Genomic DNA, 7,725 nt, shown 5'->3' on the forward strand with positions numbered 1-7,725 from the left:
GGTCGCGGCGCACCGCGTTCAGCGCGTCACGCTCGGCGATCAGGTTGCCGACGCCCGCCGCGATGCGGTCCAGCGCGTTGGCGAGGCGGACGTTGGCGTCGTTCTCCACCGCGGCGCGGCCGGCGGCGTCGCCCTCGGCGATGCCGGCGTTGCGCCCGTCGGCGAAGCCCTGGCCGTAGCCGGCGCCGCGCCCGGCCGATTCACCCTCCGCGTAGCCCTGCTGCCGCGCGGCGTCCAGCTCCTCCTGCGAGAAGGTGGGCGGCGGCGGGATCTCCGGCTCGGGCTCCGGCTCCGGCGGCAGTTCCTCCTCGTACGCGTAGGCCAGCGACGGCTGGCCCGGCGCGTCGACGTCGAACGACTCGTCGAAGGTGAACTTGCGGACGGAACTCACCTCAGCTCTCCTGGTACAGCCAGTTGCGCAGGATGGAGACGGCTTCCTCCGGGTGCTTCTCGACGATCTCGCCGACCTTGCGCAGCGAGGACGCGCGCACCCGGCCCTCGACGCGGTTGATGTCGATCATCTGCTCCAGCTCCTCGTCGGCTTGCGCGGCCTCCAGCGCCAGATCCTGGGCCAGCGCGCCGGTGGGGCCGGCCAGGGCCGCGGGCATGCCGCTCTGGTCGGTGAGCAGCTTGTCCATCTCGTCGTCGTCCTGCGCGTCGGCCTTCTCGAAGGCGCGCGTGATCAGCGGGCGGATGACGAGCAGGATGATGAGAACGGCGACGATGCCGAGCACCACCATCTCGGCGATGCGGAACAGGTCGTCCTTGTTCATGCCGAGGAACACTTCCTCCGGTTTGGCGAATTCGTCCTCCGGGGTGGTGAAGCGCATGTTCACCACCTCCAGCGTGTCGCCGCGCACCGCGTCCAGGCCGACGGCCGAGCGCACCAGCGCGCGGATGCTCTCCATCTCCTGATCGTTGCGCGGCTGGTAGTTCGGCCGGCCGCCCTCCGGGTTGGGGACGTACAGGCCGTCCACCAGCACGGCCACCGACAGGCGGCGCACCTGCCCGGTCTCGCGGACGTGGGTCTTGCTGGTGCGGGAGATCTCGTAGTTGACCGTCTCCTCGTTGCGCGACTGCTTGTTGGAGGAGATGGCGCCGTTGTTGTTGTTGCTGCTGGCCTGCGCGGTGGGCAGGTTCTGGTCGACGGTGACGGGCTGGAGCGGGTCGCGGTCCTGGCTCTCGTTGTTCTCGTTCACCGTCTGGGTGGAGCGCACCACCTGGCTTTCCGGATCGAAGATCTCGGACTGCGTGCTGATGCGGTCGAAGTCGAGGTCGGCCGACACCTCCGCGCGCACCTTGCCGTAGCCGACCGTGCGGCCGACCAGATCCTCGATGGTGCGGGCGAGCCGCCCCTCGTAGGCGGTCTTCTTCTCCTCGGCGTTGGCGGCCAGCAGGCTTTCGCTGTTCTGGCCCATGCCGCGGGCCAGCAGCTTGCCCTTGTCGTCGATGATGGAGATCTGCGTCGGCTCGAGGTTCGGCACGGAGGCGGCGATCAGGTGCTGGATCGCCATGATGTTCTCGCGCGACAGCTGCGCGCCGGGCTTCAGCTTCAAAAAGACGCTGGCGGTGGCCGGGTTCTGCGTGCGGGCGAACATCTCGCGCTTGGGCAGCACGAGGTGGACGCGCGCCTGCTGCACGCCGGCCAGCGTGCCCACCGTGCGCGCCATCTCGCCTTCCAGCGCGCGCAGGTGGTTGATGTTCTGGATGAAGCTGGTGGCGCCGAAGCCCTCGCCCTTGTCGAACAGCTCGTAGCCGACGGAGCCGCCGGAGGGCAGGCCGGCCTCCGCCATCTTCATGCGCACCGGGCCGACCTGGTCCGAGGGCACGCTGATCTTGGTGCCGCCCTTGTCGACCTTGTAGGGGATCTTCGCCTCGTCCAGCTTCTTGGCGATGGCCGCCGCGTCGGACGCCTGGAGTTCAGCGTACAGCAGCTCCATCTCGGGCGACGAGAGGCGCGTGGTCAGGTAGATGAAGAAGCCGATCAGCAGGATGCCGACGCCGCCGATCGCCGCAAGGCGCGCCGGCCCCAGATTGCGCAAGGTCTGCAGCAGGTTGTTCACGCGACGTCCCCGAGCGGCTGCCCCCCGGCGCCTGGATGAGGCCATTTCGCACGCGCAGCATGGCGTGTGCAAAATCCGCGCCGGGGGTCTATCACGGCGTGCATGCTAGGGACTTCTTGATGAAGAGAGTGTTAATTCGTGGGCAGAATTTGCCCAGTGCTAGGCAAAACATGCCTACCCGCGCGCGTTTGCCGCGCCCCGGAACGCCCGGCTTCGCCGCCGACGGGCGGCCATCACCCACCCTGTCCCGAAGGCGCTTGATCGAAAGTGGCGAACTACACCACGAACGGAGTAGACGCGATGGAAAGAAGTGTGTCTTCGGATGTATTCGCGCGCGCTCCGGTTGACAGAGCATAGATCTGCACATAGTTACGTCGGCATGAGGGCCGGGGAATTACCGATGCGTAGCGGCTGTTGAGTGATTATGTGCCAGCGGATCGGGGGCGTCTCCGGCGCCGACCCAATTCTCGCCCAATTCTCGATTAATGCCGCATGGCCAGGCGGCGGCCGCGGCGCGACAGTGGGGGACAGCTGTGAAAAAACGCGGTCGTGAGAAGAAGGAAGGCCTCAACGAGGTCGATGTGTTCGTCGGGCAGCGGCTGCGCGAACTGCGCATGCTGGCCGGCCTGTCGCAGAGCGACGTGGCGTCCGCGCTGGGATTGACCTTCCAGCAGCTCCAGAAGTACGAGCGCGGCTTCAACCGCGTCTCGGCCAGCCGGCTGTACAAGCTGGCGCAGTTCTTCCGGGTGCCCGTCTCGGTGTTCTTCGAGGGGCTGGAGCAGCAGCGCACCGCCCAGGCCGAGGCCGGCGAGGGTGCCGCGGGCGGCGAGGAGAGCGAGACCACGCTGCGCTCGCGCGAGGCGCTGATGCTGGCGCGCTATTTCCAGAACATCCGCGACCCGCAGATCCGCGGCGCCATCCGCGAACTGGCCGAGCGCATGGCCGAGGCGGGCGAGGCGCTGGGCGGCCAGCAGCCGGACATGGGCGAACTGATGCGCGCCGCCGGCCGCCGGGGCCGCGCCGCGCGCGAACAGCCGGGCGGGCGGGCGTAAGCCCGCCGCTCAGTCGCCCCCGGGCGGGCGTAAGCCCGCCGCTCAATCTCCCTTGAGCTCGCGGTAGCGCGCCAGGAACGCCGCCATCGCCTCCTCCGGTCCCAGGGGAACGATGGGCTCGGGGGCCGGCGGCGGCAGGTCCTGCCAGTTGACGCGGTGCGGCGCGCAGAGGTCGCGCAGCTCGGTCGCCAGTGCCCGCTGGTCGGCCACCTTCACCGGCTTCGGCTCCGGATGGCGGAAGCCGAAACGCTTGGCCAGCGCCACCTTGATGGGGGCGATCGCCTGCCGGATCGCCTCGCGCCCGATGCGGGCCTTCCACGGCGTCGGCCAGTCGCCGGTGAACGCCTCCTCGCTGTCGTGCATCAGCGCGTCGTAGGCGAAGTCCGGCGGGCACAGGTAACTCGCCATCACGCAGTGCTGCGCCACCGAGAAGAACACCCGCGTGTTGCCCACGAAGCGGCACTGGTAGGCCAGTGGCCGGGCGATGTCCTCCACCTCGAAGCGGCTGAAGTCCGGCGTCTCCAGGTCGACGGTGCGGCCGGAGTAGGTGATCAGCACGGCCGTCGGCTCGGGCACGTCGAGCAGGTCGTACTGGTCGGGATCGGGGGTGCGGGTGCGGCGGCGGGTCATGGTCCACCCTTAGCAGATCGCCCGGCACGCCGACAACGTGCGCCCATCAGCGGCCGGGCCGTGCGACGCGGCGGCGGAAGGTGACCACCCGGTACAGGTACCACAGCGCGATGGCGCCGAAGACCGCGTTGGACACCGGGTTCACATAGCCCGACACGGCCGTGTAGCCGTCCTCCAGCAGGTAGCCGGCCCCGGCCAGCGCCGCCGTCCACACCGCCGAGCCGATGGCGGAGTAGAGGAGGAAGCGCGGCATCGGCATGCCGACGATGCCGGCCGGCACGGAGATGAGCGTGCGCACCGTCGGCGCCATGCGGCCGAACAGCACCGCCGCCCCGCAATGGCGCTTGAACCAGCCGCAGGCCTGGTCGATCTCGTCCGGTGTGAGCGTCAGCCAGCGCCCATGCCGCCCGGCGAACCGCTTCAGCCCGTCCGCCCCCAGCCGGCTGCCCAGCCAGTACCACAGCGTGGTGCCCAGCAGCGACCCGGCGGTACCGGCCAGCACCACGCCCACAAGCGTCAGGCCGCCGCGCGCCGCCACGAAGCCGGCCAGCGGCATCACCAGCTCCGACGGGATCGGCGGGAACACGGTCTCCACGAGCATCAGAAGGAAGATGCCGGCGTGGCCGGTCGCCTCCACCGTCCGGGTGATCCAGTCGAACACGCGCACCTCCACGCAGCAGCCGTTGGGGAGGTAAACCCGGACGTAGCCGAAAGGTGCCTTTCCGTTGCCCCTGCTATAGCCGCGTAGCAGCTTTGAGCTTTTCTCTGTACTCGTCTAAATGCTGCTTCAGCGTGTTCATCACAGCTAAGCGCTTTGGATCTTGCAGGACAAGATCCTTATGCCAAGGGCTGCTCGCCCATGTTGTTTCGCTGTCAACGGAAAAGCCCAGGGACTCTGGGTTCGTTATTAAATTTACCGTAAGGAAAGATCTCTCGTTGGCGAGATAAATCCACTCGGAAATACCCAGGCGAGGAAATTTAATATTGTTTGCTCTTGCGAAATTCCTAATGTTTTTACCAACGGAGGGCGTGTAGCTGTCTGTTTGCTCCCAAACTATGTGGTTTAGCCACCTGCAATCCTGTTCGTGTTTGTAGTATGCTTCTAAAACTGAATAGTAAACATCTTTCCTGCTGCACCACTGCGGCAAAACCCAACCCCAAGAAGCAGGGTCTACGTTCGTGTCAATAACGAGCCATGAAGATAATATCCCAGACTCAGTTTTGGCCAGAGTGAGGCTCAATATATTGTCATTGTTGTTGTTTCTCTTTTCATTCGCGGCTGATAGTTGCCAAACGCCCGGCGGCAATGGAATGGTAAAGCGCGGCAGCTCAATATGTCCCCGGTAGGCCAATCCCTCTTTGTATTTTAGGATTGCCGAATCGGCTTGGGCGACAAAAGAATAAAAAAAGCAAGCAAAAATAGCTATAATTCGCAACGAAAGTACACGCATGGTCGCAACTCTCCATTTTGGCGGCACGGCGATATATTGATATCGGGTAGGCTTTACCCCAAACTTTGTGCCGCGTCGGGGTCGGCGATCTTGCGGTTGGTGTCGGCGACCGCCGATTCGAGCTGCGGCAGCAGCGCCGCCACCTGCCCGGCGTCGGTGTACTGGTCGTTGATGGCCCGCGCCACGGCGGCGAGGCGCGGCGTGCCGAAGTTGGCGGCCAGCCCGGCCAGCGTGTGCGCCGCCTGCTTGACGTCCGTCGAACGGCCGTCCCGGTGCGCGTCGCGGATCGCCGACAGCTCGCGCAGGCAGGTCTCCGGCATCAGCCGCAGCATGCCGGCGAGGCTCTCGGCCCCCAGCGCCACGCGCAGCTCCGACAGCTTGACGCGGTCCACCAGCGGCAGGTGGGCGAAGCGGCCCGTCCCGCCGGCCGCCGGTTCCGGCACCGGGGCGCGCCGCGTCTCCGGCGGCCGGGTGGCGAGTTCGAGCATCAGGGCGCCCAGCGCGTCCCACTCGATCGGCTTGGTCATGTAGGCGTCGAGGCCGGCCGCCATGTGCCGCTCGCGGTGCTCGGGCAGGGCGTCGGCCGACAGGCCGATGATCGGCAGCTGCGCCAGCGGGGCGGGCGCCGCGCGGATGGCGCGCGCCGTGCTGCCGCCGTCCAGCACCGGCATCTCCATGTCCAGCAGCAGCAGGTCGAACGGGCCGTTGTCCTGCAGCGCCTCCAGCGCGGCGCGGCCGTCCGCCACCGCCTCCACCCGGTGCCCCATGCGCGTCAGCATGGTGGAGACCAGCATGCGGTTGATGTCGTTGTCCTCCGCCAGCAGGACGCGCAACGACGGTACCGCCGGCTTCACCGCCCCGGCGGCGCCACCGGCGGCGTGCCCGCCGATCAGCGCCAGCGTCTCCACCGGCGGGCGCACCGCCAGATCGCCGGTCGGCGTGCCCTGCGCCGGCCGCACGCGGACCGAGAAGCGGAAGGCCGAGCCCCGGCCGGGCTCGCTCGTCACGCTGATCTCGCCGCCCATGGCCTGGACGAGGCGCCTGCAGATGGCCAGCCCCAGGCCCGTGCCGCCGTACTTGCGGTTGGTGGAGGCGTCGGCCTGCACGAACGCCTCGAACAGGCGGCCCTGCTGTTCCGGCGTCAGGCCGATGCCGGTGTCGGCCACCTCGAAGCGCAGCGTGATGCCGCCCTCGTCCTCCTCCGGGCTCCAGGCGCACACCTCGACGGTGCCGTGCTCGGTGAACTTGATGGCGTTGGAAACGAGGTTGAACAGCACCTGCCGCAGCCGCGTGGGGTCGCCGCGCACGAAGGCCGGCGTGCCGTCGGCGATGGAGGCGCTGAGCGTCAGCCCCTTGGCCGCGGCGCGCACCAGGAACAGCTGCACCGCGTCCTCGACCAGACGCTCCAGCGAGAAGTCGATCTCCTCCAGCGCCAGCTGCCCGGCCTCGATCTTGGAGAAGTCCAGGATGTCGTTCAGGATGGCCAGCAGCGTGTCGGCCGAGGAGCGCAGCGTCTTGACGAAGGTCTTCTGCTGATCGCTCAACGCCGTGCCCAGCAGCAGGTCGCCCATGCCGATCACCGCGGTCATCGGCGTGCGCAGCTCGTGGCTCATCATCGCCAGGAAGCGCGACTTGGCGGTGCTGGCGTTCTCGGCGCTGATGCGGGCGGCGTCCGCCTCCTCGCGCGCGCGGTCCAGGTCCTCGGCCAGCGCGAAGGTCTCGGCGGCCAGCTTGGTCAGCTGCTCCTGCGCGTCGCGCAGCTCCTGCTCCGACCGGCGCTGGCGCGTCACGTCGATGGAGGAACCGACGTACCAGCGCACGCCCCCGTCCGGCCCGTGGATCGGCCGCACCGTCAGCGCGTTCCAGAACGGCGTGCCGTCCTTGCGGTAATTGAGGATCTCCAACGCCACCGGCGTGCCGCTCTCCAGCCCGGCGCGGATCGCCCGCACGGCGGCCGGGTCGGTGTCGGGTCCCTGGAGGACGCGCATGTTGCGGCCCAGCAGCTCCCCCGCCGAGTAGCCGGTCATCTCCAGGAAGGCGCGGTTGCAGTAGACCAGCGGATTGTCCGGCCGCGACGGGTCGGTCACCGTGATGCCGGCGCTGGTCGCCTCCATCACCTTGTCCATGACCTCCGGCCCCAGGATGCCCGCATCGGGCGTAGCGGGCGCATCGGGAGCGGGCACGGCCATGAACGGGGGACGGGCGGGAGGGTCGGACGGGGAGGGGGGCACGGCGGCGGGTGGCTTGCGGCGAAGGTGCCCGACGATAAGCGTTCGCGCGGGCGAATGCCACGCCATTCACGCGCACGACGCGTGGCCTGCGCCGCGGCCTGCCGCCGCACGGAAAACCTGGACAAGCGAAGGATGCATCGGGTTTTCTACCTGCATTGGGGGAGCACCCGCGGGTGGGGCCGCGGGACGGGGGCATCGGGAATGACCTGGGACGCCAGCATCGACACGCCGCGCAGCATCAGCGACCTGCGAATCCTGCTGGTCGAGGACGACGACTTCACGCGCAAGCTGGTGGCCC

6 protein-coding genes and 1 pseudogene are annotated in these 7,725 nt (G+C 68.1%); 1 reads left to right on the plus strand and 6 read right to left on the minus strand.

Features of this window, described 5'->3' with window-relative positions:
* Positions 1-391, minus strand: a pseudogene (locus VED21_RS19220) (flagellar assembly protein FliH); the annotation flags it as partial.
* A 1-nt stretch (position 392) separates the two neighbouring features.
* A complete protein-coding gene (gene fliF / locus VED21_RS19225) occupies positions 393-2,063 on the minus strand; it encodes a flagellar basal-body MS-ring/collar protein FliF (protein ID WP_324884982.1) in 1,671 nt (556 codons plus the stop codon).
* Positions 2,064-2,596: 533 nt separating this feature from the next.
* Between fliF and VED21_RS19230 the strand changes: the two genes are divergently transcribed.
* Complete coding sequence (locus VED21_RS19230) at positions 2,597-3,115, plus strand: helix-turn-helix transcriptional regulator (protein WP_324884984.1); 519 nt, start codon at positions 2,597-2,599, stop codon at positions 3,113-3,115.
* Positions 3,116-3,157: 42 nt separating this feature from the next.
* Here the strand turns inward: VED21_RS19230 and VED21_RS19235 are convergent, their stop codons facing one another.
* From VED21_RS19235 to VED21_RS19250, 4 genes are all read right to left on the minus strand, one after another.
* Positions 3,158-3,745, minus strand: a complete 588-nt coding sequence (locus tag VED21_RS19235; RefSeq protein WP_324884986.1) for a transcriptional regulator — start codon at positions 3,743-3,745, stop codon at positions 3,158-3,160.
* Between the two features lie 46 nt (positions 3,746-3,791).
* Entirely contained in the window at positions 3,792-4,406 is a 615-nt protein-coding gene (locus VED21_RS19240) for a DedA family protein (RefSeq protein ID WP_324884988.1), read from the minus strand.
* A gap of 73 nt (positions 4,407-4,479) precedes the next feature.
* On the minus strand, positions 4,480-5,196 hold the full coding sequence (locus VED21_RS19245) for a hypothetical protein (protein WP_324884990.1): 717 nt from the start codon (positions 5,194-5,196) through the stop codon (positions 4,480-4,482).
* Between the two features lie 53 nt (positions 5,197-5,249).
* Positions 5,250-7,322 (minus strand): ATP-binding protein, encoded by a 2,073-nt coding sequence (locus tag VED21_RS19250; protein WP_324884992.1) that lies wholly within the window; start codon positions 7,320-7,322, stop codon positions 5,250-5,252.
* Positions 7,323-7,725 lie beyond the last annotated feature (403 nt).

It is taken from the genome of Azospirillum sp., assembly GCF_035627195.1.
Lineage (GTDB): Bacteria > Pseudomonadota > Alphaproteobacteria > Azospirillales > Azospirillaceae > Azospirillum.